The following is a 23545-nucleotide window of genomic DNA, read 5'->3' on the forward strand; positions in this document are numbered from 1 at the left end:
AAAGGATCCCGCGTATTGAACTCCACCTCAAGCCATCTGCCTTGCCGCGGCCTGCCGGGCGCGGATGACAGCCCATAGGCCGATGGCGACCATCGGAAGCGACAGCACCATGCCCATCGTAAGCCAGTTCGTGCCGAGCAGATAGCCGAGCTGCTGGTCAGGCTGACGGAAGAATTCGACAAAAATACGCGAGAAGGCATAGCCGATGACGAAAATACCGCTGACCGTACCCGGCTTTTTCAATGCCAGCGCCCAGCGCGTAAGCACAAAGAGAATAAGGAAGAGGATGATGCCTTCGATGCCGGCTTCATAAAGTTGGCTCGGGTGCCGCGGGTCTGGGCCTGCAGGGCATACGCCATTATGGGCGGCGATCACATGTGGGCTGCAGAAGACCATCGCCCAAGGAACGTCGCTGGCCCGACCCCAAAGCTCGCCGTTGATGAAATTGGCGATGCGGCCGAAGAATAGACCGATCGGCGCGACGGCGGCGACGATATCGAACAGGCTCCAGGTGGGGATCTGGTTGCGCCTTGCGAACAAGATCATGGCGATAGTCGTGCCTATTAATCCGCCGTGGAAGGACATGCCGCCATTCCAGACCTCGATAGCGCGGATCGGATTGGCGATCACCGGGTCGAGATCGTAGAAAAGGATGTAGCCGATGCGGCCGCCGAGAACGATGCCGAAGGCGACCCAGAGAATGAAGTCATCCAGATGCTGGCGCGTCATCGGTGCAGTATCGTTCAGCCAGAGTTTGCCATTGTCGACCAGCCGCCTTGCATAGAACCAGCCGAGCAGGATGCCTGCGACATAGGCAAGCCCATACCAATGCACTGAGATCGGGCCGAGGGAGACGGCGATGGGGTTGATGTCCGGGAACGGCAGGATGGCGGCGAGATTGGCGGATGTCAGCAAGATCGTCAGGCCCGTTTCAGCATGTTCCCGAAAGCACCGTGCCATTCCGGAACGGGGATCATGCTATATAGCTAAATGTGCGCGGAACATGGCGTTCGCTGTCGAAACGGTCAAGTCGATTGTTGATCCGGCCGAGATGGGGCTCCGGTTGTCCAGTCCTATATCAATTTGCTTGCATCGGCCCCTTGGAAATCCTACCTCAGCACTATCTGGCCCATATCGATGCCTGACCGTTGAGGGCCGACGGCTGCAAGGAGATTGCCATGAGCACTGGACCGAACCGAATCTTGGATGAATTCGCCAAGCTGATGACCGATGCCGCCGGTGCTGCCCAAGGCGTGCGCCGTGAAATCGAGACCGCCTTCAATGCCCATGCCGAGCGCTGGCTGAACAGCATGGATATCGTCAAGCGCGAGGAATTCGAAGCCGTCCGCGAAATGGCGATCAAGGCGCGCGACGAAAACGAGGCGCTGCTGGCGAGAATCGAAGCGCTTGAAACCAAGCTTGCTTCCAAGGGCAAATAAGCCCGGTCTTACGTTTGCAGATCGGCACGGCACCCGTTTGCCGTGCCTTTTTCCTCTGAAAATTTGCGTTTGTTTTTCCACCTGTGGAAATAGGCAAAAAAGCCAATCGCCAGAGTCGGTTATGACTCCCTTCTGAATAGGCGTCGGAAGAGCTTTCCACAGTGCCGTTTCCAAAATCACCGTTCAGGGGCTGGCATGCCGGGCATGCCGCTATACACTGATTTTAAATGATGATTCGAAACGGACTTGGTAAGCCCCGGGCATGGTGGAAGCGTTAGTCTGGCAGCCGTTCAACATCATCCCGAGGATGTTTCCGGAGTAAAATTGTTTGCGTTCTTTCAGTGTCGAGCCACGGGAAAACTGCAACCGATCCGGTCAAGAAGGTGCTGCATGAGCCTTATGGAAATGGAAGCCGAACGACAATCGAACCCGGTCGACATGATCGAATTCGTCGCTGCCAATAACGATTGGTCGTTCGAACGGTCCGGCGAGGACGAACTCGCCATGACCGTCGAGGGGCGATGGACCGACTATCACGTCTCGTTCTCCTGGATGGAGGAGTTCGAGGCGCTGCACATAGCCTGCGCGTTCGACGTCAAGGTTCCGGATCCCCGGGTCAACGAGGTGATCAAGCTCCTGTCCTGCATCAATGGGCAGGTGCTGATGGGTCACTTCGATCTATGGCGTCAGGAAGACATCGTTATCTTCCGCCAATCGCTTCTCTTGTCGGGTGGGGCGGAGCCCACCAACCGTCAGGTGGAAGTGCTGCTTTCCAACGCGCTTGACACCTGCGAAGCTTACTATCAGGCTTTCCAATTCGTTGTATGGTCCGGCCTTGACGCAAACCGCGCCATGGAAGCCGTACTTTTTGAAACGGTAGGCGAAGCGTGACATGACAGGCGAACAATCCGCCAATGCATTTGCAGCCTCCGGGCCGATCGTCCTGATCGGCGCCGGTAACATGGGCGGGGCATTGCTGACGGGGTGGCTGAAAAACGGCGTGCCGGGATCATCCGTCATCGTTGTCGATCCAAACCCTGCCGAAGCGATGCGCAAAATGATTGCGGATGCCGGCGCAAGCCACGTCACCGAAGTGCCGAAAGGCGTGACGGCGGGGGTTCTCTTCATCGCCGTCAAGCCGCAACTGATGGACGCAGTCCTGCCGCCGTTCAAGCCGCTTGTGGGCGAGACGACGGTCGTCGTCTCCATCGCGGCCGGCAAGACGCTCTCCGCGCTTGAAACGCATCTGGGAAAAGCGGCCATGGTGCGCGCCATGCCGAACACGCCCGCCATGGTCGGGCGTGGTGTGACGGGCGCTTTTGCCAATGCGCGCGTGAGCGACAGCCAGCGGCAGCTGGTTCAAAACCTGTTGAAGGTATCCGGTCCGGTCGAATGGGTGCCCGGCGAAGCCGATATCGACTCGGTAACCGCCGTTTCCGGCAGCGGCCCGGCCTATGTCTTCTATCTCGTGGAATGCATGGCGGAGGCGGGCCGAAAGCTTGGCCTGCAGGCGGACCTCGCCATGCGGCTCGCACGGGAAACCGTCGCGGGGGCTGGTGAACTGTTGCACCAGTCTCCCGACGACGCTTCGCGCCTGCGCCAGAACGTGACCTCTCCCGGCGGCACCACAGCTGCGGCGCTGAGCGTCCTGATGGCGGAGGATGGCATGCAGCCGCTGTTTGATGCGGCCCTCGAAGCGGCGCGCAAGCGGGCACAGGAATTGGCCGGCTGAGTTTTCTAAAAAGGCAGGACATGGCGGAAGAGATCACTTACGGCGATTTCGAGCGGGTGGACATCCGTGTCGGGACCATCATCGAAGCGGAGACTTTTCCGGAAGCGCGCAAGCCCGCTTACAAGCTCAGGATCGATTTCGGGCCGGAGATTGGCATCAAGCGTTCCTCCGCGCAGATCACGGCGCACTATACGCCGGAAACCCTTGTCGGCCGGCAGGTGCTGGCGGTCGTCAATTTTCCGCCGCGTCAGATCGGTCCGGTGCGCTCCGAAGTGCTGACCCTGGGCTTCGAAGACGAATCCGGCGCGATCGTTCTGGCCGCGGTGACCCAGCCGGTGCCGAATGGCAAAAGGATGATGTGAGCCTTTCCCTTTCGCAATAGGAGGGGAAGGCGTCAGTGAATATCCCGTGATACCGGGTCGGTCAGGCTAAAGTCGAGGAATTCCGCTTCGAAGCCTTCGCGTTGCGGCGAGCAGAAGGCCGGGCCGACCAACACTTCCTCGAGCGTCGGATCGAACCAGGCGAGCCTTGCCATGCGCCATTCGCTCATGCGGTCGGTGCGGTACTGGATAAAGAGGGCGTCGCCGTTGCGGGTGACCCGTGCCGACATGGCATCGAACTCGTGATCGAGGCGGAAGGCGGACCAATCGGAATTGCCATTGGTGACGACGACGCTGAAATGCCTGGCGCCGTCGGTATATTCTATCCCGCATTTCATCCAGTGCCTGGCATCATGGCGGACCATCAGGCCGGCCTGATCGTAAAGCTCGCGATAATGCCCGACGAAGGTGACTTCGGCGGTAAAATCGCCCCGGCGGGGCAGCCCAAGAAAATGACCGTCGTCGCGGTGGAAGCCGTAATAGGTTTCCTGCCAGAAATCGGTCTTGTTGCCGGATTGAACGAACAGGCGTCCCTGGTTCACTTCCCACATGGGCGGCGTGTTCAACCAGTGCATGCCCTCGATATCGATCGGCATATGCTCTCTCCCTCAGGCAGGAATGCGGATGGTGGCGCGCAAGCCCCCAAGCGGGCTGTCGCCGAGCGTGACGTTGCCGCCATGGCTGCGGGCGATGTCGCGCGCGATGGCAAGGCCGAGACCTGTGCCCGATTTATCGAGATTGCGGGCCGAATCCAGCCGGAAGAATGGTTTGAAGACATCATCGCGCGCCGCGACGGGAATGCCGGGGCCATCATCATCGAAAATGATCGTCAGCCATTTAGCACTGTGCCTGGCTTCGACGCGGAGGCTGTTGGCATAGCGTCGTGCATTGGTGGCGAGGTTCGTCACCAGACGGTTGAATGCATTCGGTCGGACGGAGATTTCGTCATCCCCTTCAATGGAGAAGCTCATGGACTTGTCATGCAGCGTGAAGTCCTGCCGGATCTTTTCGAGGATATCGCTGAGCTTGAATTGCCCGACATCTTCTTCGGCTTCGCCGCGCGCGAAGGCCATATAGCCCTCGAGCATGCTTTGCATGTCCTCCACGTCTTCGCTGAGGCCGACAAGATCCGGATTTTCGCCCACAAGGGCGAGCTGCAGCTTGAAGCGGGTGAGAACGGTGCGTAGGTCGTGACTGACCCCGGAAAGCATCGCCGTGCGCTGCTCGATCTGCCGTTCGATGCGCTCGCGCATCAGGATGAAGGCAAGGCCCGCGCGGCGTATTTCGTCGGCACCGCGGGGAGAGTAGTTTTCCAGGCGCTGGCCCTTGCCGAAGCTTTCAGCCGCCTGAGCCAACGCCAGGATCGGGCGGATCTGGCCGCGCAGGAACAGGACGGCGATGCCGATCAGCACCAGTGAGGTGCCGACCATCCATAAAATGAAGATATGGGTGTTCGAGGCATAGGTCTGGCTGCGCTTGGCGAAGACGCGCAGCACCTTGTCTGGCAGTTTGATGCGGATTTCGACCAGACTGGAGTTGCCGACGGTATCGATCCAGAAGGGTAGATTGATCTGTTCCTTTATCTCGTCGCTCAAAATGCCATCGAGGATCGAGAAGAAGGGCTTTTCGCGCGGCGGCGGCAATTCGCCCCCGGGTTCGATCGATATGCTGAGGTCGAGCTTTTGCCGCGCCATCTGCGTTATGGCGGAATAGTCGGCATCCTGCGGATAGGTCTGGATGATGGTGATGATGGCGGCGATGTCGCGCGTGGTCGCCATCGACAGCCGCTGCGTCACCATCTGCCAGTGGCGCTCCATGAAGACGACGGTAACAACCGCCTGCAGAATGATCATCGGCAGGATGAAGATCAGCAATGAGCGGGCGTAGAGGCCGGTCGGCAGGATATAGCGACGCATCCAGCGCGAAAGCCACCGCAATCCGTTGGACGGCGTGTGATCCTGGTCGCGTCTGATGGAATCGAATGTCACCATAATCTGGTCCCGCGGGGCGATCTCAATCTATGCTCAGGCGATAGCCGATACCACGCACCGTCTGCAGCCAGATAGGGTTGGCAGGGTCATCTTCAATCTTGCGACGCAGCCGGTTGATCTGCACGTCGATCGTCCGCTCTCCCACTTCGGCGTCACTGCCGATGAGTTCATGGCGCGGGATCGTCTCGCCGGCGCGCTTGGCAAAGAGCAGCATGATTTCCTGCTCGCGATCGGTAAGCCGGATGAGTTCCGTGGCCTTCTTTAACTCCTTGCGGGTGAGCGAAAAGGTGTACGGCCCGAACATGACCAGTTCGATCTTCGGGGAATCGGCGGGCGCATTGCGCCGCAGGATATTGTTGATGCGCAGCACCAGCTCACGCGGGTCGAAGGGTTTCGGCAGATAGTCATCCGCGCCGGCCTCAAGGCCGGCTATGCGGGAATCGGCTTCGGCCAGCGCCGTCAGCATGATGATCGGAATGTTCTTGATGGCCCGCAGGCTCGACGTCAGCGCAATGCCGGATTCGCCGGGCATCATCACATCCATGATGATGAGATCGAAATCGAGCCCTTCCAGCTTGCGGCGCGCTTCGGCGCCATCGGCGGCAGCCGTGACGCGGAAGCCCTTCTCCATAAGATAGCGGTTGAGGAGGGCGCGGATACGGGTATCGTCGTCCACTACCAGAAGATGTGCTGCATCATCCGAAATTGCTGCTTTTGTCGTCATTCGATCAATCTCGATCCTGTCCTACCCGTCGGTTTCGTTGACGCATTCCATTCCGGCCCCGCAGACTGGAGTGCCGTCATTTTACGGTCTGCATTCCTCTCAGGAAACGCTTCACGCTTTCGCGCGTCGCTTCGGACGCGCCTTCGAATGCCCTTTCAATGCGGCGCGATTGGGGCTCGGCCAAAGCCAGCGCCAAGTCTCTGCCGGCTTGCGTCGGGTACAGCTTGCGCTGCCGCCGGTCCTCCGGACCTGCGACCTGGCGAATATAACCCGAATCGATCAATTGTTTGAGAACCCGCGCCAGACTCTGTTTTGTGATCTGCAATGTTTCCAGAAGGTCCGCAACCGTCATGCCGGGTTCGCGGTTAACGAAATGGACGACGCGATGATGAGCCCGGCCGAAGCCGCTCTTGAGCAGAATCTGGTCCGGATCGGAAACGAAATCGCGGTAGGCGAAGAAAAGCAGCTCGATGATCTCGAAATCGATGCTTCCCGCGTTCTGCAACGGCGTGGCCAGCAGCTCCGTCTTTGCCGCATTCTGGCTCATCTGTCGTGGCACCGTGGCATTTCCTTTCCTATTATGGAGCATTCGGGAAACTTCCGCAAAAATACGTCAGGCCTGTTGACGCATTTTTACGTTGCCGCCCGGCTTCGCACAATGCCATGTTGCTCGAATGGCGCTGCTCATGAGGAAATTAAGCGCGGTCCCAACGAAAACTCTAACATATCCTGTATTTTCGCTCACTGCCACCGGTGTTGAGACTCGGCGATTGGCCGCATGGCGAATCGGCAGATCGTCTTGGGCAAGTGGAGACGAGAGACGGACGCCTCGGGCTGGAAAGCCCTGCATATCCGACCGTCGAAGATGGCGAAAACCCTGGAGATGTCATATTTTTCCGCTCCGCCCGGCTAGAAGCACGGTGGAGGCAGCTGTGGCCAAGCAGAATTGCGCATTGATCCGCACAAGCCGGGTCATTGCCAAGCCCGGCCTGCACGATCCGATTATTTACGCCTTGCGGCCGAGAACGGCACCGACGATTGCGGAGAGTACGCCGCCGGCAACCAGCGAGGATATGCCCTGCGCGATAAGGCCGGTAAGGGCCTCGCTGCCGATCAGGTTCAGGATCAGGCCGCCTCCAAGGCCGCCGACGGCCCCGGCGATCGTTCTCGCAACAAGATTGATCCCATCCTGCTTCAAAACGGCGCTCGCGGCGTTGCCACCGATCGCACCGGCAATCAATTGCGTAATGATAGGCCCTAGACTTTCCATGACTGCCCTTCTCCCATAATTCCGGAGACGCTTCCGGATGCCCTCTCGCCGCAAACAGGTTCGATGCCAGGCAGCGGCGATAATCCCTGCTGATATTAGAATTACATCATGCATGGATCGCTGGAAATAGAAGGGCAACTCAAACGGGAGAATTCCGCAATAATTTCAGGGGAAATCCGCGGTTTGGGCATGCGGCTGTCTGGCCGCATGTCACTTTCGCCATTTTATGCGGTCCCGTGAGGCGAATCAGCGGTAGACGTAGACGATCCTGCGCGTGCCGGGATCGACCAGAACCGGCTGATGGTTCACCTCGACATAGCTGTATTGATAATCCGGAATGCGGTGCACCTCCACGCTTTGCGGGACGGTGGCGCCCACGACCAGATCACCATTCAACCGAACCGTATCGACCGGGTTGTCATCAATATAGGTCCGGACTTCCTCAGGCGGGGTGACGGCGACCACATCGGTGCCGTTCTCATCGACCGGACCCAGTAACTGATCGTTCGGACTTGGCTGAACGCGCTGGACGCTGCCGGTCTGGACTGGGTCTGTCTGCTCATAGGTGATGGTGGGAATGCCCAGGTCATCCCGGTGGTCCTGGACGACGACCGAGGCGCCATTCTGTTCCACGCTTAGATATTGCGCATAGACCCAGCCCCGCATGCCGTTGACATCGACCCGGCACCAGCGGCTGCCCTCGACGCAGCCATCCAGAGTGGCTTCGGACCCTCGTGTGGCGACGCCGACTGTGGGGAATTCCGCGCCTGGACCGGAACGAACTTCGATATCGGTGGCGGTCGTTGCGGCCATCTCGGCCTCGGCGAGACCCGCACTGCCGAGAAGGACAAAGCTGGCCAGCAACAGATTTCTTTTCAAGGACATTGGTTTTCTCCTTCTGTCTTGAAAGACTTCTCTTCAACGCTTCGGATGCTTCGGTGTTCCGATTGGCCAGGTGAGAGCAATGTGACAATCAATCGAAAATCAGAATAACCGTATGGAATAACTTGCCCTTCCGGAGTTTCACGAGGATGGTCTTCGTTACCCGCGCCACTTTGCAGCCTACAGGGGCTGTTTTACCTGGAGTTTGCCGCTATACCGGCGACAAGACGATCAAACAGACGAGGCGCTCCATGGGCATGCTCCAGGCCGGCATCATTCCGGTGACCCCTTTCGAACAGAACTGCACCATCCTGTTCGATCCGGAGACGAAGGAGGGCGTGGTGGTCGATCCGGGCGGTGATGTCGATATCATCCTACATACGGTGCGCGAGAACGGCATTACTCTGAAGGCCATCTGGTTGACACACGGCCATATCGATCATGCCGGCGGTGCCGACGAGGTGCGCGAAGCGCTCGGCATCGAGGTGATCGGTCCCCATGAAGACGACCGCTTCCTGCTCGAGGATATCGAAGCCAAGGGCAAGATGTTCAACATCAGCGGCGTGCGCAACGTCACGCCGGACCGCTTTCTGAAGGAGGGGGACAAGGTCTCCTTCGGTGAACATGAGTTCGAGGTTTTCCACTGCCCCGGCCATGCACCGGGTCACGTCATCTATGTCAACCGGAAGCAGGGTTTCGCCCATCTCGGCGACGTGCTGTTCAACGGCTCGATCGGCAGAACGGATCTGCCCGGCGGCAATCACCAGCAGCTTTTGGAATCGATCCGCGACAAGGTCTTTCCGCTGGGCGATGAGGTAGGTTTCATCTGCGGCCATGGACCTGGAAGCCGCATCGGCGACGAGCGCCGCACCAATCCCTTTCTGCGCGGATTATGAGGAACGCTCCGCTCGCTTGCTAGCGGCCATCCGGCCGCTTTGCTAACATTTCGAGAGAATATCATCGACAACGCTGACGAGCGGCGCGGTGGCGTCAATGGTCACCGCGTTCTTCGGAACATCCTCCTGCGTCGCGTGCAATCGCATGATGACATCTCGCTCGGCAGGCCTGCCGCCAAATTCGTCTTCCGGCCTGCTGGCAAGGCGGTGCCTCAGCGTGTCCAGATCGACATTCAGAACGAAGACTTTATCGAACAGATCGATAAAGCGATAGAAATTCCGTGAGCCGCCGCAGAAGAAGGAGATCGGGTGGCTTCGATCGGCGGCCAGGGATTTGACCTTGCCGACATCCCAAAGGTGATGTCTGTGCCCGAAGACCACATCCGCAATGTGCTTCCGAAGGGCATAAGCATCCAGCGGTTCACCCGTCTCCGGATCGCCCTTATAGGCCAACTCCCGGTCACCATGGATCACATGATGCCCGCGCCGCTGCAGTTCGGCGGCGACAGCGGTCTTGCCGGTTCCTGAAACACCTTCGATCAAATAGTTCTTGATGCCCATTTGAAAGTGGTGCCTTGGTTCCTGCATTCTCATGCGGGGCTACGGTCGAAATCAATCGGCCGTGCAGAAATGGCGCATGCCGTCATAGCCGGCATAGGTGCCGGAGCGGCTGTCGAAGCTTCTATAACGGTCGTAGCAATAACGCATCCACGCCGGCGACCAGGGACGCAGGCCATATGCCGGCGGCGGCGCGTAATAACTGACGTCACGCTCGACATAAACACGGCGCGGCGGTGGACGATAATAATAGGCCGGAGGAGGCGCATCGTAGTCCGGATCGACATAGGCCGGGGCCGGCTCGACGTAGCGCGGCTGGCTGGCAATGGCGGAGCCGACGATCAAGCCGGTTGCAAGCCCCGCAGCGCCGAGCGCCCAACCATCGCGGTTGTGATGGCGCCAATATTCATCGGCGGAAGCAGCGCTCATCGAAGCGACTGTCACCGCCGCGGCGACAGCGGACATGACGAGCGTTTTGCCGAGTATGGTCATTGGCCTGTCCTCTAACGGAGGCGGGATAAAAATCAGTCCCGCTCTTTCATGGAAGGCAAATTATATGGGGCAAACTGAATGCAGACTGAATGACAAAACCCGGCATTGCTGCCGGGCCTCAACTCGAATTTGATAACCGTAGGGTGTCTCAGCCAGCAATCTGCAGATTGACGGCCTTCGGTCCCTTGCCGCGGCGATCCGGTTCCGTGTCGAAGCTTACCTTCTGGTTTTCCGACAATCCTGCCAGACCAGAAGCCTGAACTGCAGAAATGTGCACAAAGATGTCTGCGCCACCCTTGTCCGGTTTGATGAAACCGAAGCCCTTATCGGTATTGAAAAACTTTACAGTGCCAGTCTCGGCCATGCCTCAGGTCCTTTTCTCTCTGCCCACCATCCACACGGGCAGCATTACTTCAGTTGCCCTTGCGGGCGCTTGCAGGCAGTTCTCGAAATTTGAAGGAAAAGGTCCCCGTAACTCGGCATGGACGCGATGCGATGTTTGCCACCCCGCTTCTCGACCAAGCTGACCGGAATATTAGCGTTTCCGGCTCGCAATTCTATTAGGACTTCCCATGCTCTAAAAATGCCCGAACACTGTTGAGAGTGCTGTGTTTAGGGGAAATTGGCAAGCAAAAGTTTTTTAACGTGGCACAACGAGCACAATACCGTAACGCGAATATGTTAAGGCGATTCGCAAATTTTCCCACTTTGAAACAGGTTTCTAAGGGTTTTGCATCGTCCACGATATAGTTTTGACAAAATTTCCCCAAATCCGTTGGTGTGAACGGTCGTTTTCGATCGTTCGAAAAATTTTGCCAAGCCATAGAGGCACGCGACCGAAAGCCCGCATTTCCGGCGTTTTTACGCTGCAGCGTCGCGCCGGCGTGTCAGTTCTGGGACCAATTCTACAGCGAGCATCGCCGCAAACATTAAGGCGCAGCCGGCATAGCCAAGCGGTCGGATGGTCTCGCCGAGCAGCAAGGCGCCGAGTGAAGCTCCGAACAGTGCTTCCGAAGACAGGAAGATCGCGGCCTGGGGTGCGGTCGTATAACGCTGGCCGATGATCTGCAGCGCAAAAGCCAGGCCGGAGGAAAAGACGCCGACGTACAGGATCTCGCCGAGTGCGGCACTTATATCGGCAATGCTGATTGGTTCGATGACGGCGGCAACCGCGAGAGCGAGAACGGCGGTGACGGCAAATTGCGTGGCCGAAATACCGAGCGGCCGACCGGTTTCGTTGACGGCGGAGCCGGCGAGCGTGATTTGGGCTGCCCAGAAGAGGGCGCAGATCACAGTCAGGAAATCGCCAACGGTAAGGCGCGAGAAAGAGCCGCCCGAGAGCAGGTAGATGCCGCAAAGCGCCATCAAGGCTGCGGGCCAGATGACCCAATGCGGCGAGCGTCGCAGGAAGATAACGGCGATCAGCGGCACGAAGACCACGTAAAGGCCGGTTATGAAACTCGAGTTCGTGACGGTGGTCGTCAGCAGGCCGAGTTGCTGCGTTGCCGCTCCGCCGAAAAGAGCAAGGCCGATCAGCAAAAAGGAGAGCCAGTTGCGAGGCGTCAGGGGCTTCGCAGCCTTCCTGTTTTCCATCCACACGAAGGGCAGGACGACCAGGGTGGCGACGGCGAATCTGAGACCGATGAACCAGAAGGGGCCGATCGCCTTCATCGCTGTCGATTGCGCAACGAAACCGCCACCCCAGATCGCGGCGGCAAGCAACAACAACAAATTCGCCTGTATGCGAGACATCTGCATCCTGCGGAAAGGGGAGGAAAGAACGAGGCCGACCGTTAGCAGCTGCTTTTGTTTGCGGCAAGGCAGAAAGGCGCAAGAAGCGGAATGCTTCCCACTAGCTTGCAGCCCTCGAAATCCTCAGGAGCGCACCATCGCTTTCATCCGTCGTTATCAGCAAGGCACCATCGGGCGCGACTATTACATCGCGCATGCGGCCGAATTTTCCCTCAAATATGCGTTCCTGTTCGATGATCTTGCCTTTGCCGTCCTGGCTTAGCCGTGAGAGCAGCTCGAACTTCAGCGCTGTGACGAGAAAATCGCCATTCCACTCGGGAAACATCTTGCCGCGATAGACGGCAATGGCGCCGGGCGCGATCGAAGGATCCCAATAGAAGCGGGGCTGCTCCATGCCGGCGTTTGCGGTTCCGATGCCGATCTTGGTGCCGTTATAATTGACGCCGTAAGAGATGACTGGCCAGCCGTAATTCTTGCCGGCTTCGGGCGTGTTGATCTCATCGCCGCCCCTGGCGCCATGCTCGGCCGTATAGAGCCTGTTTGTCTGGCTGTCGAAAGTGATGCCCTGTGGATTGCGATGGCCCTTCGACCAGATTTCGGGCAAAGCGCGCTTGCCGTCCTTGAACGGATTGTCGGCGGGGATGCTGCCGTCGGCGCCGATGTGAATGATGGAGCCGGCGTCGTCGTGAAAGTCCTGAGCTCGGTCTTGCTGGCCTCGATCGCCGAGGCTGACGAAGAGGCTGCCGTCGCGGGCAATTGCGATGCGCGAACCATACTGGATATTGCCGCGCGACAGCTTGTTCATCAGGAAGATGCGCTTCACATCGGTCAGCCGAGTTTCGTCCGGCGATAGTCCGGCGCGGAATACGGCTGTGCCGCTTCCGCCGTCACCTGCCACGGAGGCCGTGAAATAGAGGGTGTGGTTGCTGGCGAAGTTCGGATCAAGTGTTATATCGAGGAGGCCACCCTGACCATGCGCGTAAACTTCGGGCACGCCTGATATAGGGCCTGAGACCTTGCCGTCGCGGATAAGGCGAATGCGGCCGGGCCGCTCGGTCACGAGATAGGCGCCATCCGGCAGCACTTCGACGGCCCAGGGGTGATCAAGCCCCGTCGCGACCGTTTCGACTTTGACATCAACCTTTTGCGTCTTGAAAGTCTGCACCGGTTCGGCAAGCACCGATGTTGCCGTGAGCAGAGCGCCGGCCATCAAGGCGATGGAGAAACCCGTTCTGCCTAATCCCGTTCTGGCGCCGCGCATCTTTTCGACCTCCCCATAGGCTCGCTTTTGGAAGGTGGGACCGTTCGGTTGCCATTCAAGGCGGATCGCGGAACCGATAACGTCATTGTGTTCCTGCCTTCGGCGAAAGGGACGTTTTTGGATCTGCCGATCTCGTCGGCAGGCGAAAGCATTTCCCACGCAAGAGCCATTCGACTGAAGGCGCGAGAGGCCGATGTTGAAGAAGTGTCTGATCCATATAGGAAATTCCCACCATCTTCAGAGTTTGATTCAGGTGCTTCGCGTGATGATTCAAGTTGAGAGGGGTTGGAGGTGCCGGGCTACGGCCGATCTAACCTTGGCGAAAGGGGCGTGCGGTCTCTTAGGCAGGCTTCTAGCCGGATAAAAAAGCTAGCGCGCACGGCGCGGAAAGCCATGAAATAAAGCCACTGTGACGCCTTTGTGCTTGAAACGTCGGTCCATATTCGACATAGAGCTTAGCGCAGAAATCTGGTCCACAGGCTTTCTGCCATTTTCAACCGAATAGGACCGATCACCATGGCCTTTCTTGCCGACGCTCTTTCCCGTGTAAAGCCTTCTGCCACCATCGCCGTTTCCCAGAAAGCGCGCGAGCTGAAAGCAAAAGGACGCGACGTGATCGGCCTCGGCGCCGGTGAGCCCGATTTCGATACGCCCGATAATATCAAGACGGCGGCCATCGACGCGATCAACCGCGGCGAGACGAAGTACACGCCGGTCTCCGGCATTCCGGAACTGCGCAAGGCGATCGCCGCCAAGTTCAAGCGCGAGAACAATCTCGATTATACGTGGGAGCAGACGATCGTCGGCACCGGCGGCAAGCAGATCCTGTTCAATGCCTTCATGGCGACGCTGAACCCGGGCGATGAAGTCATCATCCCGACGCCTTACTGGGTTTCCTACCCGGAAATGGTGGCGCTGTGCGGTGGAACGCCCGTTTTCGTCGCGACGACGCAGGCCAACAACTTCAAGCTTCAGCCCGCCGATCTTGAAAAGGCGATCACGCCGAAGACCAAGTGGTTCATGTTCAACTCGCCGTCCAACCCGTCGGGCGCTGCCTATTCGCATGCCGAGCTGAAGGCGCTGACGGACGTGCTGGTCAAGCATCCGCATGTCTGGATCCTGACCGACGACATGTACGAGCACCTGACCTATGGCGAGTTCAAGTTCGCCACCCCGGTCGAGGTCGAGCCGAGCCTCTACGACCGCACGCTGACGATGAACGGTGTCTCGAAGGCTTATGCCATGACCGGCTGGCGTATCGGCTATGCCGCCGGCCCGCTGCAGCTGATCAAGGCCATGGACATGATCCAGGGCCAGCAGACCTCGGGCGCAACCTCGATCGCGCAGTGGGCTGCCGTCGAAGCGCTGAACGGTCCGCAGGACTTCATTCCGCGCAACAAGAAGATCTTCGAAGGTCGCCGCGATCTCGTCGTGTCGATGCTGAACCAGGCGAAGGGCATTTCCTGCCCGGTTCCGGAAGGCGCCTTCTACGTCTATCCGTCCTGCGCCGGCCTGATCGGCAAGACGGCTCCGACCGGCAAGGTCATCGAGACGGACGAGGATTTCGTCTCCGAGCTGCTGGAATCGGAAGGCGTTGCCGTCGTCCACGGTTCGGCTTTCGGCCTCGGCCCGAACTTCCGCATCTCCTATGCGACCTCGGAAGAACTGCTCGAAGAAGCTTGCCGTCGCATCCAGCGCTTCTGCGGCGCCTGCAAGTAAGCGGCTAGCGATAGCTTACATGGAAAGCCCGCCAGAGATGGCGGGCTTTTTCGTATTCAGGCTGACGGTTTCGGCTTCATCAAATGATTCAAGCACTTTGCATTTTGAATCCGCCAATCGGCGCAAGTCCTTGAAATCGAAATCAAAGACCGAGCGCCGTCAGCATGATGAAGGTGGCGAAGAGAATGAAATGGGTCATGCCCTCGATGGCGTTGGTTTCGCCGTCATTGAGGTTGATGGCGGCGACGATCAGCGTGATCATCACCATAACGGTCTGCACCGGCGACATGGCCATCATGAAGGGCTGGCCGGTATAGAGCGCGATCGCCTCCATAACCGGTACGGTCAGGATGACGGTCGAGAGTGAGGCGCCGAGGGCGATGTTAACTGTCGCCTGCATGCGGTTTCTAAGAGCTGCCCGCAGAGCGGTCAGAATTTCCGGCGCTGCCGAGATGGCGGCAACAACTATCGCGGCGATGGCGGGCGGAGCGCCGGTGCCCTTGAGGCCGGTATTCATGAAGGCCGACATGAATTCGGCGAGCGTACCGATCAGGACGACGCCGATCAGGATTGTCACGATCGAAGTCGCCGTGGAGTCCTCTTCATGATGTTCTTCAGCCTTTGTAGCTGCGAGCTTCTTTTCCGCGCGCGGATAGCTATAGCTGAAGAAATAGCTGTGCCGGCCGACCTGCATGCGCAGGAACAGCGCATAGAGGGCGATCATCGCAACGATGGTGAAGGCCGAATAATAATGCCATCTCGCATCCGGGATGAATTCCGGCACGATCATTGAAATGCCCATGGCAGTCAGGATCATCACGCCATAGGTCCGGCTGGAATCGTCATTATAGGGCTGTTCACCATGCTTCAACCCGCCGAGAAGGGCGGCGAGGCCGAGGATGCCGTTGATATCGAGCATGACGGCGGCGTAGATCGTGTCGCGCACCAGCGTCGGCGAACTCTCGCCGCTCATCATGATGGCAAGGATGATAACTTCGACGGCAACGGCGGAAAGGGTGAGGATCATCGTGCCGTAGGGATCGCCGACCTTGACGGCGAGCGTCTCGGCATGATGGGCGACGCGCATGGAGGCCAGCACAATGGTTGCGATCAATGCCGCGGCTGCGATCATTGATGCGCCCTGGCCCATTTCCAGAATGGAATGCTCGCCGACATAGGCGCCAACGGCAACTATCAATGCCACCAGCAGGTTTCCTTCCTGCTTAAACCACTTTGCTATGAGCACTTTCCCACCTCTGCGCCGATTCACGGTTGCACTCTAAAGCAAGGAGTTCGCACATCAAGCTTGCGGGAAGAGGGCGAAATTTGCAGTTAACGCGGTTTAATGGAATACTGCGCGGATAGGTCTGCCCAACCACAACGCCGCGGCATCCTCGAATCCGTCTCAGATGCACGCGATCCCGCCGGCGACATCCGGTTCGAAGGTCTTGGCAGATGAGAAGGAGGGTCTGAATGGTCAAGGTCGTTTACGAAATCGTGCCGCATGACGGTGGGTGGGCTTATCGCTTCCGTGATGTTTATTCGGAAGCGTTTCCAACACATTCCGAGGCGGTGGAGGCCGCCAGGATCGTGGCGGCGGAACAGCAGATCGGGGGAGACTCAGCCGAAATCAGCTGGCAGGACGAGAGCGGCAAGTGGCATGAGGAATATGCCGACGGCGGTGACCGACCGGAAACGGAAGTCATCGATGGCCAGGTGCATTTCCCGCCGATCGATACTGCTCCTGGCGCTTAGCCTTTCGGCGTCTTTAACGTTTAACGCCTTTTCTATAATCGCGTCGACGAAGCGACGCTTTTCGGCGGTGTAGTGATCGCCATCATGGCGATGGAGTTCGGCCAGCTCCACTTTCAGCGCAGTATAGGCTGCTGCTTCTGCCGGGTGGGTCCGAAGATAATCGCGAAAGATCAAACGTCGTTCGTGTGTTCGATTGTCCGGTGGGCAGAGATAAATTCGTTCCGGCGGCCTGCCGTCGCGCCGCATGAATGCCCAGACATCGTCGTCATAGCGATTGCCACGTGCTTCGTAATTCTCCCTTAGAAGAATCTGGGTCGCCGGCGGTACATCGGCTGAGCTGCGCAGGATGATGTCGATATCGATGAGCGGTTTTGCGACAATCCCGGGAATTGACGTACTGCCGATGTGCTCGATCGCCATGACATAGGGCGCCAGCAATCGCTGAAGCTTATTACGGATGCGCTCGAAATCCTCTGGCCAGCGCCGATCGTATGGGACCAGTTCCACTGCTGTTGCCATGGTCAGGATCCATTATCCACGCTGTTTTCCTTGATATAATCAAGCAACCCCATCACCAGCGCATCGAACGTCACGCGGCAGCGTGGCGATGTCTTCAGGTTTTCGTGCATGACGATCCAGGTGTCGATCTCGACCTTGATCTCCGGCAACAGCTGCACGAGGGCCGGATCGCGGCTTGCCAGGGGGACTTGAAGGAAGCCGATGCCGATGCCGGCGCGCAGGGCGTTATGCAGAGCAATGCTGTGATCGGAACGAAAGCTGAAGGAAATGCCTTCGAGCACTGGATAACGCTTCGTCATCATGCGGATATAGGCAGTCTGGCGATCGAAGCCTATGAGCTTGTGCCGGCCCAGTTCCCCGACGGTTTCGGGCTTGCCGTACCGCTCGATATAGCTGCGATGGGCGAAGAGGCCGAGAGAGATGATGCCGATGTGCCGAGCGAGCAATGCTTCTTGCGCGGGCGCGACCATGCGCACGGCGATATCGGCCTCGCGCTGCAGCAGATCCTCCACCGTATCGGAGGCCGAAAGCTCTACGATCAGATCGGGATATCCTGCCTGCAGCATGGCAAGGATCGGCGGCAGCACTTCCGTGCCGATGACCTCGCTTGCGCTGATGCGCACCGTGCCGCTGACCTTATCCTTCGAGCCGGAGGCCGCGCGCAGCAGAGCCGCGGCTGTGCTGGCCAAAGTCTCGGCATAAGGTTTCAGAACCATAGCGGCATCGGTGGGCAGCAGCCCCTGTTGCGAACGCGTGAACAGCTCCGCGTCGACCGATTGCTCCAATGCGAGGATGTGACGGCCGACCGTCGGCTGTGTCAGACCGAGCTCGCGCGCCGCAGCCGACAGCGAGCCGTGCTCCAGCACGGCGAGAAAGGTACGATAGAAATCCCAGCTTGGCTCAGCGACTCGAGTCATACATTTATGTATAGCATCTGAAAATTTTTCGGCAATTTCGTTTATTGCCAATACCAAGCATAGTCAGCCCATCGAAACCGATGGAGATGACAATGAGCAACAACAAGGAAAGCACGAAGACGGCCCTGGTACTCGGTGCGACTGGCGGCATTGGCGGTGCTGTCGCGCAAGGGCTTGCCCTTCGCGGCTGGCGCATCCGGGCGCTGAACCGCAATGCGGCCGAGGCGGCTCGCCGCCAGCCGGATTTCGACTGGTTCCAGGGCGATGCCATGCAGGCGGATGATGTTCTGAAGGCGGCGCAAGGTGCGGATGTCATCGTGCATGCGGTCAACCCGCCCGGCTATCGCAATTGGGGCAAAGTCGTCCTGCCGATGCTCGACAATACCATTGCCGCCGCCGAGGCGGTCGGTGCACGGATCGTGCTGCCAGGTACGGTCTATAATTTCGGTCCCGATGTTTTCCCGATTGTCACGGAAGACAGCGCGCAGCGGCCGAAGACCCGCAAGGGCGCCATCCGTGTGCAGATGGAGCGGCGTCTGAGGGCAGCGGCAGAGCAGGGCGATAGCCCGGTCATCATCGTTCGCGCTGGCGATTTCTTCGGGGGTGCGCGCGCCAACAGCTGGTTTTCTCAAGCCATGGTGACGCCGGGTAAACCGATCACTTCGATGACCTATCCGGGCAAACGCGGCGTCGGCCATCAATGGGCCTATCTGCCCGATGTTGCCGAAACCATGATCCGGTTGATCGAGAAGAGCGACGAGCTGCCGGCATTCGCCGTCTATCATATGCGCGGTCATTGGGATGGAGACGGCAGACAGATGATCGAAGCCGTGCAGCGCGTCGTTGGACACAAGGTGAAGGTGAAATCGTTTCCCTGGTGGATAGTACCGCTAGCCTCTCCCTTCGTGACATTCATGCGGGAACTGCGCGAGATGAGCTATCTCTGGGATGTGCCGCTGGAGATGAGAAACGACAGGCTGGTGGCCGTGCTCGGCGAAGAACCGCATACGCCGATCGATCAGGCCATCAAGGAAAGCCTAGCGTCGATCGGCTGCCTGCAAACTGCGTGAATGGCTCGTTTCACTCGCTTCAGAAGCCGATATGGAGAGTCCCCGCAACATGGGTTGCGGGGGCTCTTTGTCCAAAGCGCACCCTAGCTGGGAGGCCCTAATTAGGCTGCTTCTTCGAGTGTCGGATAGTCGGCATAGCCCTTGGCGCCGCCGCCATAGAGCGTTGCCTGGTCCCATTGGGCGAGCGGCGCATTTTCCTTCAGGCGACGGACAAGATCCGGATTCGAAATGAACGGCTTGCCGAAGGCAACGACATCAGCCTTGCCGCTCTCGACAGCTTCGATCGCCATTTCGCGGGTATAGGCATTGTTGAGCATCCAGCCGGCCGTGCCGCCTGCAGCCTTATAGGCCGCGTGCAGCGCGTCGTAGTCGAAGGGCAGGAAGTCGCGCTTGCCGCCGGTCTGGCCTTCGACGACATGGATATAGGCAAGGCCGTATTTCGCCAGGCCTTCGACGACCTGGGTGAAGAGCTGCTGGGGAGCCGGGTCGCTGGCATCGCCAGAGGGCGTGACGGGAGAAATGCGGATTGCCGTGCGGCCAGCGCCCACTTCCTTGGTGACCGCATCGACCACTTCGAACAGGAAGCGGGTACGGTTCTCGATCGAGCCGCCATACTGGTCGGTGCGATCGTTGATATCGCCGCGCAGGAACTGGTCGATCAGATAGCCGTTGGCGCCGTGGATTTCGACGCCGTCGAAACCGGCATCGATGGCGGCGCGGGCGGCCTTGCGATAATCTTCAACGATGCCCGGAATTTCCGAGGTTTCCAGGGCGCGTGGTTCGGAAACATCGGCAAAACTGCCGGTGCCGTCGCTATTGACGAGATAGGTCTTGGAATTTTCAGCGCGCTTGGAGGTCGAGGAGACCGGCTTGCCGCCGTTCGGCTGCAGGGTCGTGTGGGAGATACGACCGACATGCCACATCTGGACAACGATCTTGCCGCCATTGGCGTGCACGGCTTCCGTCACTTTCTTCCAGCCGTCCAGCGCTTCCTTGCTGTAAAGGCCGGGAACGTTGGCATAGCCCTGACCTTGATGGGTGATTGCCGTTGCCTCGGTGATGATCAGGCCCGCGGTCGCGCGCTGGGCATAATATTTGACGTTCAGATCGTTCGGCACAGCATTCGGCGAGCGATTGCGCGTCAGGGGCGCCATGACGATGCGGTTGGCGATGGAGATATCACCAAGCTTCGTCGGTTCGAATAATTTGGTCATGGGTAGTCCTTTCTTTTGGGGGGAGGGAGAAATCAGGAAGAGGCGACCGCCAAGGCCGGGAACCTATGGGTTGAGGTAGTCGCTTGTTGGGGAAAATCGCGTCGGTTGCGAGGACGTGAGCGTGTGTGCAGGGAGAGCAGTTGACATTTTCAGAGCTCCTTTTGCATGGCTGCGAGGAATTCTGTGATGAGCTCCTCGTTGCGCTTGTAGAAAATCCACTGGCCGAGGCGCCGGGTCGTCACCAGGCCGGCACGGTGAAGCGTGCCGAGGTGGGCCGAGACGGTGGATTGCGAGAGACCGCACCGCTCAAATTGGCTGGCGCAGACACCAAGCTCCAGCGGGTGTTCTTGCGTCGGAAAATGGGCTTCCGGATCTTTCAAGTGGTTGAGGATTTCGAGCCGGGCCGGATTGGCCAACGCCTTCAATATCTCGTTTTTGTCCATGGTACTTACCAGCAATATCGAATAATTACGATTTATGTATCGATGATTTTCGATATATCAAGGGCGACGCCGAATATTATTTTCGGCAAGGCTGCCGACGTGCGTGCTTAGAAATTGGGCAAAAAAAGAGGGCCACCGGTATGAACCAGGGCCCTTATAGGTGTGAAGGTCAAAACCTCCAGAGGGGAACAGCCAATGCGGTGGAACTGGGAGGAAAAGCCACCGTGTGCATCAGCTGTGTGCGTTATGATGTTAATTTGTGCAGTGCGCAATGCTTTTTTGTGCATGGCAGTTATGCGTTTGGCGTGCCTGGGACAAAAGAGCAAAAAAAAGGGCCTCCGGAGTGAACCAGGGCCCTATAGGTATGAAGGTCAAAAACCTCCAGAGGGGAACAGCCAATGCGGTGGAACTGGGAGGAAAAGCCACCGTGTGCATCAGCTATGTGCGATATGGTAGTTAAATGTGCAGGCTTCAACTCTCATTTGTGCATATCAGCTATGCATCATATGCGCGGCTCGTATGCTGGCCCTAAAAAGAGTTGGTTATCAGTGACTTACCTTCGTCAGAAATTCCAGTTGCGCGCTTTCGCGACGATAAAATCACGGAAAACCTTGAGCTTGGCCGCATTCTTCATTTCGTCCGGATAGCAGAAATAGGTGTCGAAGGACGGCACGTCTGCATTGATCGCGAGTTGAATAAGGCCTGGATCGCGGCCGACGATATAATCGGGCAAGACTGCGATGCCAATGCCAAGCAGGCAGGCGCGCTTAATTGATGTCTGGCTATTGATCTGCAGATGCGGAGCGCGCTTGTTGTCGGATGAGCGGCCGGCAATCTCGAGCCAGTTGACATCCAGCAGGTAGTTCGGTGCCGGTTCGCCGAAGCTGATGATGCGATGCTCGTCCAGATCTTCGACCGACTGCGGCTCGCCATAGCGGTTGATATAGGAGGGGGCGGCATAGACGTGCATATGCACGGTAAAGAGCTTGCGCTGTATCAGATCCGATTGTTGCGGCTGGCGCAGACGGATGGCGCAATCGGCGTGACGCATGTTCACGTCCAGCTCCTCATTGTCGAGGATGAGCTGAATTGACATGTCAGGATAAAGCTGCAGGAATTCCTGGATCTTGTCGGTGAGCCAGCCCTGGCCGAGGCCAACGGTCGTCGTCACCCGCAGTTTGCCGCTTGGCTTGTCGGTCGTCTCGGTCAATTGCATCTTGACCGTTTCGAGCTTCAGCAAAACGTCGTGAGCGGTGCGATAAAGCAGCTCGCCCTGTTCCGTTAGGATGAGGCCGCGCGCATGGCGGTGGAAGAGTTTTATGCCGACATCCTGCTCGAGGGCGCTGACCTGGCGGCTGATGGCGGATTGGGACAAATGCAACTTGTCTGCCGCATGCGTGAACGAACCCGCTTCGGCAGCCGCGTGAAAGATACGCAGCTTGTCCCAATCCAATGGCATGCCGTTTCCCCTCATCGGCTGCATCACTCCGCAGCCACGGCGACGGGCATGTGCCCAGTCAGATAGCGTTCCGCTTCAAGCGCGGCCATGCAGCCCATTCCTGCTGCCGTGATCGCCTGCCGGAACGTATCGTCGGTCACATCACCGGCCGCATAAATGCCTTCGACGTTGGTCGCGGTCGAATCCGGTGCGGTCCAGAGATAACCATTGTCCTTGAGCTTCAATTTGCCCTTGAAGAGTTCGGTCGCCGGCGCGTGGCCGATGGCAACGAAGACGCCGTCGATCGGCATCTCCGTGATGGCGCCAGTGCGCGTATCGCGCAGGCGCGCGCCCGTGACGGATGGCGGCATCGGCGGCTTGGCCGGCGTGCCGGTGATCTCCGCGACCTCAGTGTTCCAGAGAATCCTAACGTTTTCCTTGGCGAACAGGCGCTCCTGCAGGATCTTTTCCGAACGGAAAGTATCGCGGCGATGCACCATCGTCACCGATTTGGCGATGTTGGAGAGATAGAGTGCTTCCTCGACAGCGCTGTTGCCGCCGCCAACCACGATCACATCCTTGTTGCGATAGAAGAAGCCGTCACAGGTGGCGCAGGCGGAGACGCCGAAGCCCTGGAAATGCTGTTCGCTCTCGATACCCAGCCATTTCGCCTTGGCGCCGGTGGCAATGATGAGAGTGTCGGCGGTCCAGACCTGGCCGCTGTCGGTATGGGCAACGAAAGGACGCTTGCTGGTATCGACTTCGGTCACGAGGTCGTTGACGATCTCGGCGCCTACATGCTGGGCCTGCTGCAGCATCTGCTCCATCAGCCACGGACCCTGGATCGGATCGGCAAAACCCGGATAATTCTCGACATCGGTCGTGATCATCAACTGGCCGCCCTGTTCGAGACCGGCGATCAGAACGGGCTGCAGCATCGCGCGCGCGGCATAAACCGCTGCGGTGTAGCCGGCTGGGCCGGAACCGATGATGAGCACCTTCGTGTGGCGGGCAGGCATAGTCAGTCCTTTCAATTCGGCGATTGCGAAACCGCGGCTTCAAGCGCGCAAAACAGGCGATTTCGCGATCCGCG

26 protein-coding genes and 1 pseudogene are annotated in these 23545 nt (G+C 58.5%); 8 read left to right on the forward strand and 19 right to left on the reverse strand.

Features of this window, described 5'->3' with window-relative positions; genetic code table 11:
* Positions 1–27 precede the first annotated feature (27 nt).
* A complete protein-coding gene (gene lgt, locus FHT73_RS01750) occupies positions 28–915 on the reverse strand; it encodes a prolipoprotein diacylglyceryl transferase (RefSeq protein WP_183710125.1) in 888 nt (295 codons plus the stop codon).
* Positions 916–1178: 263 nt separating this feature from the next.
* Between lgt and FHT73_RS01755 the strand changes: the two genes are divergently transcribed.
* From FHT73_RS01755 to FHT73_RS01770, 4 genes are all read left to right on the forward strand, one after another.
* On the forward strand, positions 1179–1439 hold the full coding sequence (locus FHT73_RS01755; protein ID WP_015340603.1) for an accessory factor UbiK family protein: 261 nt from the start codon (positions 1179–1181) through the stop codon (positions 1437–1439).
* A 390-nt stretch (positions 1440–1829) separates the two neighbouring features.
* Positions 1830–2330, forward strand: a complete 501-nt coding sequence (locus FHT73_RS01760) for a YbjN domain-containing protein (protein WP_041677603.1) — start codon at positions 1830–1832, stop codon at positions 2328–2330.
* Between the two features lies 1 nt (position 2331).
* The gene (gene proC / locus FHT73_RS01765; protein ID WP_183709488.1) at positions 2332–3171 is read left to right on the forward strand and encodes a pyrroline-5-carboxylate reductase; all 840 of its coding nucleotides are present in this window, start codon (positions 2332–2334) and stop codon (positions 3169–3171) included.
* A gap of 20 nt (positions 3172–3191) precedes the next feature.
* On the forward strand, positions 3192–3533 hold the full coding sequence (locus FHT73_RS01770; protein WP_183709489.1) for a tRNA-binding protein: 342 nt from the start codon (positions 3192–3194) through the stop codon (positions 3531–3533).
* 32 nt (positions 3534–3565) lie between these two features.
* Here the strand turns inward: FHT73_RS01770 and FHT73_RS01775 are convergent, their stop codons facing one another.
* The 6 genes from FHT73_RS01775 to FHT73_RS01800 form a co-directional block, all read right to left on the reverse strand.
* The gene (locus FHT73_RS01775) at positions 3566–4147 is read right to left on the reverse strand and encodes a DUF1349 domain-containing protein (protein WP_183709491.1); all 582 of its coding nucleotides are present in this window, start codon (positions 4145–4147) and stop codon (positions 3566–3568) included.
* A 12-nt stretch (positions 4148–4159) separates the two neighbouring features.
* Positions 4160–5542: an ATP-binding protein gene (locus tag FHT73_RS01780; protein WP_112399072.1), complete on the reverse strand. Its 1383-nt coding sequence runs from the start codon at positions 5540–5542 to the stop codon at positions 4160–4162.
* Between the two features lie 22 nt (positions 5543–5564).
* On the reverse strand, positions 5565–6266 hold the full coding sequence (locus tag FHT73_RS01785; RefSeq protein WP_183709493.1) for a response regulator: 702 nt from the start codon (positions 6264–6266) through the stop codon (positions 5565–5567).
* A gap of 76 nt (positions 6267–6342) precedes the next feature.
* A complete protein-coding gene (locus tag FHT73_RS01790; RefSeq protein ID WP_181476084.1) occupies positions 6343–6813 on the reverse strand; it encodes a MarR family transcriptional regulator in 471 nt (156 codons plus the stop codon).
* Between the two features lie 459 nt (positions 6814–7272).
* A complete protein-coding gene (locus tag FHT73_RS01795; RefSeq protein WP_112399071.1) occupies positions 7273–7536 on the reverse strand; it encodes a hypothetical protein in 264 nt (87 codons plus the stop codon).
* A 246-nt stretch (positions 7537–7782) separates the two neighbouring features.
* Positions 7783–8421: a DUF1236 domain-containing protein gene (locus tag FHT73_RS01800; protein ID WP_183709495.1), complete on the reverse strand. Its 639-nt coding sequence runs from the start codon at positions 8419–8421 to the stop codon at positions 7783–7785.
* A gap of 248 nt (positions 8422–8669) precedes the next feature.
* Between FHT73_RS01800 and FHT73_RS01805 the strand changes: the two genes are divergently transcribed.
* Complete coding sequence (locus FHT73_RS01805) at positions 8670–9314, forward strand: MBL fold metallo-hydrolase (RefSeq protein WP_183709497.1); 645 nt, start codon at positions 8670–8672, stop codon at positions 9312–9314.
* 42 nt (positions 9315–9356) lie between these two features.
* Here the strand turns inward: FHT73_RS01805 and FHT73_RS01810 are convergent, their stop codons facing one another.
* The 5 genes from FHT73_RS01810 to FHT73_RS01830 form a co-directional block, all read right to left on the reverse strand.
* Positions 9357–9875, reverse strand: a complete 519-nt coding sequence (locus FHT73_RS01810; RefSeq protein WP_183709499.1) for an AAA family ATPase — start codon at positions 9873–9875, stop codon at positions 9357–9359.
* 51 nt (positions 9876–9926) lie between these two features.
* Positions 9927–10364: a BA14K family protein gene (locus tag FHT73_RS01815; protein WP_112334335.1), complete on the reverse strand. Its 438-nt coding sequence runs from the start codon at positions 10362–10364 to the stop codon at positions 9927–9929.
* 148 nt (positions 10365–10512) lie between these two features.
* The gene (locus FHT73_RS01820; RefSeq protein WP_004116423.1) at positions 10513–10728 is read right to left on the reverse strand and encodes a cold-shock protein; all 216 of its coding nucleotides are present in this window, start codon (positions 10726–10728) and stop codon (positions 10513–10515) included.
* A 497-nt stretch (positions 10729–11225) separates the two neighbouring features.
* Positions 11226–12116, reverse strand: a complete 891-nt coding sequence (locus FHT73_RS01825) for a DMT family transporter (RefSeq protein ID WP_112334336.1) — start codon at positions 12114–12116, stop codon at positions 11226–11228.
* Between the two features lie 100 nt (positions 12117–12216).
* Positions 12217–13377: a PQQ-dependent sugar dehydrogenase gene (locus FHT73_RS01830; protein WP_183709501.1), complete on the reverse strand. Its 1161-nt coding sequence runs from the start codon at positions 13375–13377 to the stop codon at positions 12217–12219.
* Positions 13378–13893: 516 nt separating this feature from the next.
* Between FHT73_RS01830 and FHT73_RS01835 the strand changes: the two genes are divergently transcribed.
* Entirely contained in the window at positions 13894–15096 is a 1203-nt protein-coding gene (locus tag FHT73_RS01835; protein ID WP_112604963.1) for a pyridoxal phosphate-dependent aminotransferase, read from the forward strand.
* A gap of 142 nt (positions 15097–15238) precedes the next feature.
* Here the strand turns inward: FHT73_RS01835 and FHT73_RS01840 are convergent, their stop codons facing one another.
* Positions 15239–16300 carry a calcium:proton antiporter gene (locus tag FHT73_RS01840; protein ID WP_348648115.1) on the reverse strand — a complete coding sequence of 354 codons (1062 nt, stop codon included), beginning with the start codon at positions 16298–16300 and terminating at the stop codon, positions 15239–15241.
* A 269-nt stretch (positions 16301–16569) separates the two neighbouring features.
* On the opposite strand from FHT73_RS01840, the gene FHT73_RS01845 reads away from it, so the two are divergent.
* A complete protein-coding gene (locus FHT73_RS01845) occupies positions 16570–16851 on the forward strand; it encodes a DUF2188 domain-containing protein (RefSeq protein ID WP_015340586.1) in 282 nt (93 codons plus the stop codon).
* A 42-nt stretch (positions 16852–16893) separates the two neighbouring features.
* Here the strand turns inward: FHT73_RS01845 and FHT73_RS01850 are convergent.
* Both FHT73_RS01850 and FHT73_RS01855 read right to left on the reverse strand, forming a co-directional pair.
* Positions 16894–17370, reverse strand: a pseudogene (locus FHT73_RS01850) (GrpB family protein); the annotation flags it as partial.
* 2 nt (positions 17371–17372) lie between these two features.
* Complete coding sequence (locus FHT73_RS01855) at positions 17373–18287, reverse strand: LysR family transcriptional regulator (RefSeq protein WP_183709505.1); 915 nt, start codon at positions 18285–18287, stop codon at positions 17373–17375.
* A 92-nt stretch (positions 18288–18379) separates the two neighbouring features.
* On the opposite strand from FHT73_RS01855, the gene FHT73_RS01860 reads away from it, so the two are divergent.
* Positions 18380–19357 carry an SDR family oxidoreductase gene (locus FHT73_RS01860; RefSeq protein WP_246712025.1) on the forward strand — a complete coding sequence of 326 codons (978 nt, stop codon included), beginning with the start codon at positions 18380–18382 and terminating at the stop codon, positions 19355–19357.
* Positions 19358–19458: 101 nt separating this feature from the next.
* Here the strand turns inward: FHT73_RS01860 and FHT73_RS01865 are convergent, their stop codons facing one another.
* The 4 genes from FHT73_RS01865 to trxB form a co-directional block, all read right to left on the reverse strand.
* On the reverse strand, positions 19459–20571 hold the full coding sequence (locus FHT73_RS01865; RefSeq protein WP_183709508.1) for an alkene reductase: 1113 nt from the start codon (positions 20569–20571) through the stop codon (positions 19459–19461).
* Positions 20572–20720: 149 nt separating this feature from the next.
* Positions 20721–21014, reverse strand: coding sequence for a metalloregulator ArsR/SmtB family transcription factor (locus FHT73_RS01870; RefSeq protein ID WP_183709510.1), 294 nt, complete (start codon positions 21012–21014; stop codon positions 20721–20723).
* A 562-nt stretch (positions 21015–21576) separates the two neighbouring features.
* Complete coding sequence (locus tag FHT73_RS01875; protein ID WP_015340580.1) at positions 21577–22473, reverse strand: LysR family transcriptional regulator VtlR; 897 nt, start codon at positions 22471–22473, stop codon at positions 21577–21579.
* 23 nt (positions 22474–22496) lie between these two features.
* Positions 22497–23471 carry a thioredoxin-disulfide reductase gene (gene trxB / locus FHT73_RS01880; protein WP_183709512.1) on the reverse strand — a complete coding sequence of 325 codons (975 nt, stop codon included), beginning with the start codon at positions 23469–23471 and terminating at the stop codon, positions 22497–22499.
* Between the last annotated feature and the right edge of the window lie 74 nt (positions 23472–23545).

The organism is Rhizobium sp. BK098, assembly GCF_014193155.1.
Lineage (GTDB): Bacteria > Pseudomonadota > Alphaproteobacteria > Rhizobiales > Rhizobiaceae > Rhizobium.

Bases quoted from the DNA above. Each gene is read 5' to 3' on its own strand.
- FHT73_RS01830 (WP_183709501.1), bottom strand. From the start codon at position 13,377: ATGCGCGGCGCCAGAACGGGATTAGGCAGAACGGGTTTCTCCATCGCC.
- FHT73_RS01795 (WP_112399071.1), bottom strand. From the start codon at position 7,536: ATGGAAAGTCTAGGGCCTATCATTACGCAATTGATTGCCGGTGCGATC.
- proC (WP_183709488.1), top strand. From the start codon at position 2,332: ATGACAGGCGAACAATCCGCCAATGCATTTGCAGCCTCCGGGCCGATC.
- FHT73_RS01870 (WP_183709510.1), bottom strand. From the start codon at position 21,014: ATGGACAAAAACGAGATATTGAAGGCGTTGGCCAATCCGGCCCGGCTC.
- FHT73_RS01855 (WP_183709505.1), bottom strand. From the start codon at position 18,287: ATGACTCGAGTCGCTGAGCCAAGCTGGGATTTCTATCGTACCTTTCTC.
- FHT73_RS01775 (WP_183709491.1), bottom strand. From the start codon at position 4,147: ATGCCGATCGATATCGAGGGCATGCACTGGTTGAACACGCCGCCCATG.
- FHT73_RS01805 (WP_183709497.1), top strand. From the start codon at position 8,670: ATGGGCATGCTCCAGGCCGGCATCATTCCGGTGACCCCTTTCGAACAG.
- trxB (WP_183709512.1), bottom strand. From the start codon at position 23,471: ATGCCTGCCCGCCACACGAAGGTGCTCATCATCGGTTCCGGCCCAGCC.
- FHT73_RS01755 (WP_015340603.1), top strand. From the start codon at position 1,179: ATGAGCACTGGACCGAACCGAATCTTGGATGAATTCGCCAAGCTGATG.
- FHT73_RS01860 (WP_246712025.1), top strand. From the start codon at position 18,380: ATGAGCAACAACAAGGAAAGCACGAAGACGGCCCTGGTACTCGGTGCG.
- FHT73_RS01865 (WP_183709508.1), bottom strand. From the start codon at position 20,571: ATGACCAAATTATTCGAACCGACGAAGCTTGGTGATATCTCCATCGCC.
- FHT73_RS01815 (WP_112334335.1), bottom strand. From the start codon at position 10,364: ATGACCATACTCGGCAAAACGCTCGTCATGTCCGCTGTCGCCGCGGCG.
- FHT73_RS01835 (WP_112604963.1), top strand. From the start codon at position 13,894: ATGGCCTTTCTTGCCGACGCTCTTTCCCGTGTAAAGCCTTCTGCCACC.
- FHT73_RS01810 (WP_183709499.1), bottom strand. From the start codon at position 9,875: ATGGGCATCAAGAACTATTTGATCGAAGGTGTTTCAGGAACCGGCAAG.
- FHT73_RS01825 (WP_112334336.1), bottom strand. From the start codon at position 12,116: ATGTCTCGCATACAGGCGAATTTGTTGTTGTTGCTTGCCGCCGCGATC.
- FHT73_RS01770 (WP_183709489.1), top strand. From the start codon at position 3,192: ATGGCGGAAGAGATCACTTACGGCGATTTCGAGCGGGTGGACATCCGT.
- FHT73_RS01820 (WP_004116423.1), bottom strand. From the start codon at position 10,728: ATGGCCGAGACTGGCACTGTAAAGTTTTTCAATACCGATAAGGGCTTC.
- FHT73_RS01790 (WP_181476084.1), bottom strand. From the start codon at position 6,813: ATGAGCCAGAATGCGGCAAAGACGGAGCTGCTGGCCACGCCGTTGCAG.
- FHT73_RS01875 (WP_015340580.1), bottom strand. From the start codon at position 22,473: ATGCCATTGGATTGGGACAAGCTGCGTATCTTTCACGCGGCTGCCGAA.
- FHT73_RS01780 (WP_112399072.1), bottom strand. From the start codon at position 5,542: ATGGTGACATTCGATTCCATCAGACGCGACCAGGATCACACGCCGTCC.
- FHT73_RS01760 (WP_041677603.1), top strand. From the start codon at position 1,830: ATGAGCCTTATGGAAATGGAAGCCGAACGACAATCGAACCCGGTCGAC.
- FHT73_RS01785 (WP_183709493.1), bottom strand. From the start codon at position 6,266: ATGACGACAAAAGCAGCAATTTCGGATGATGCAGCACATCTTCTGGTA.
- FHT73_RS01800 (WP_183709495.1), bottom strand. From the start codon at position 8,421: ATGTCCTTGAAAAGAAATCTGTTGCTGGCCAGCTTTGTCCTTCTCGGC.
- FHT73_RS01845 (WP_015340586.1), top strand. From the start codon at position 16,570: ATGGTCAAGGTCGTTTACGAAATCGTGCCGCATGACGGTGGGTGGGCT.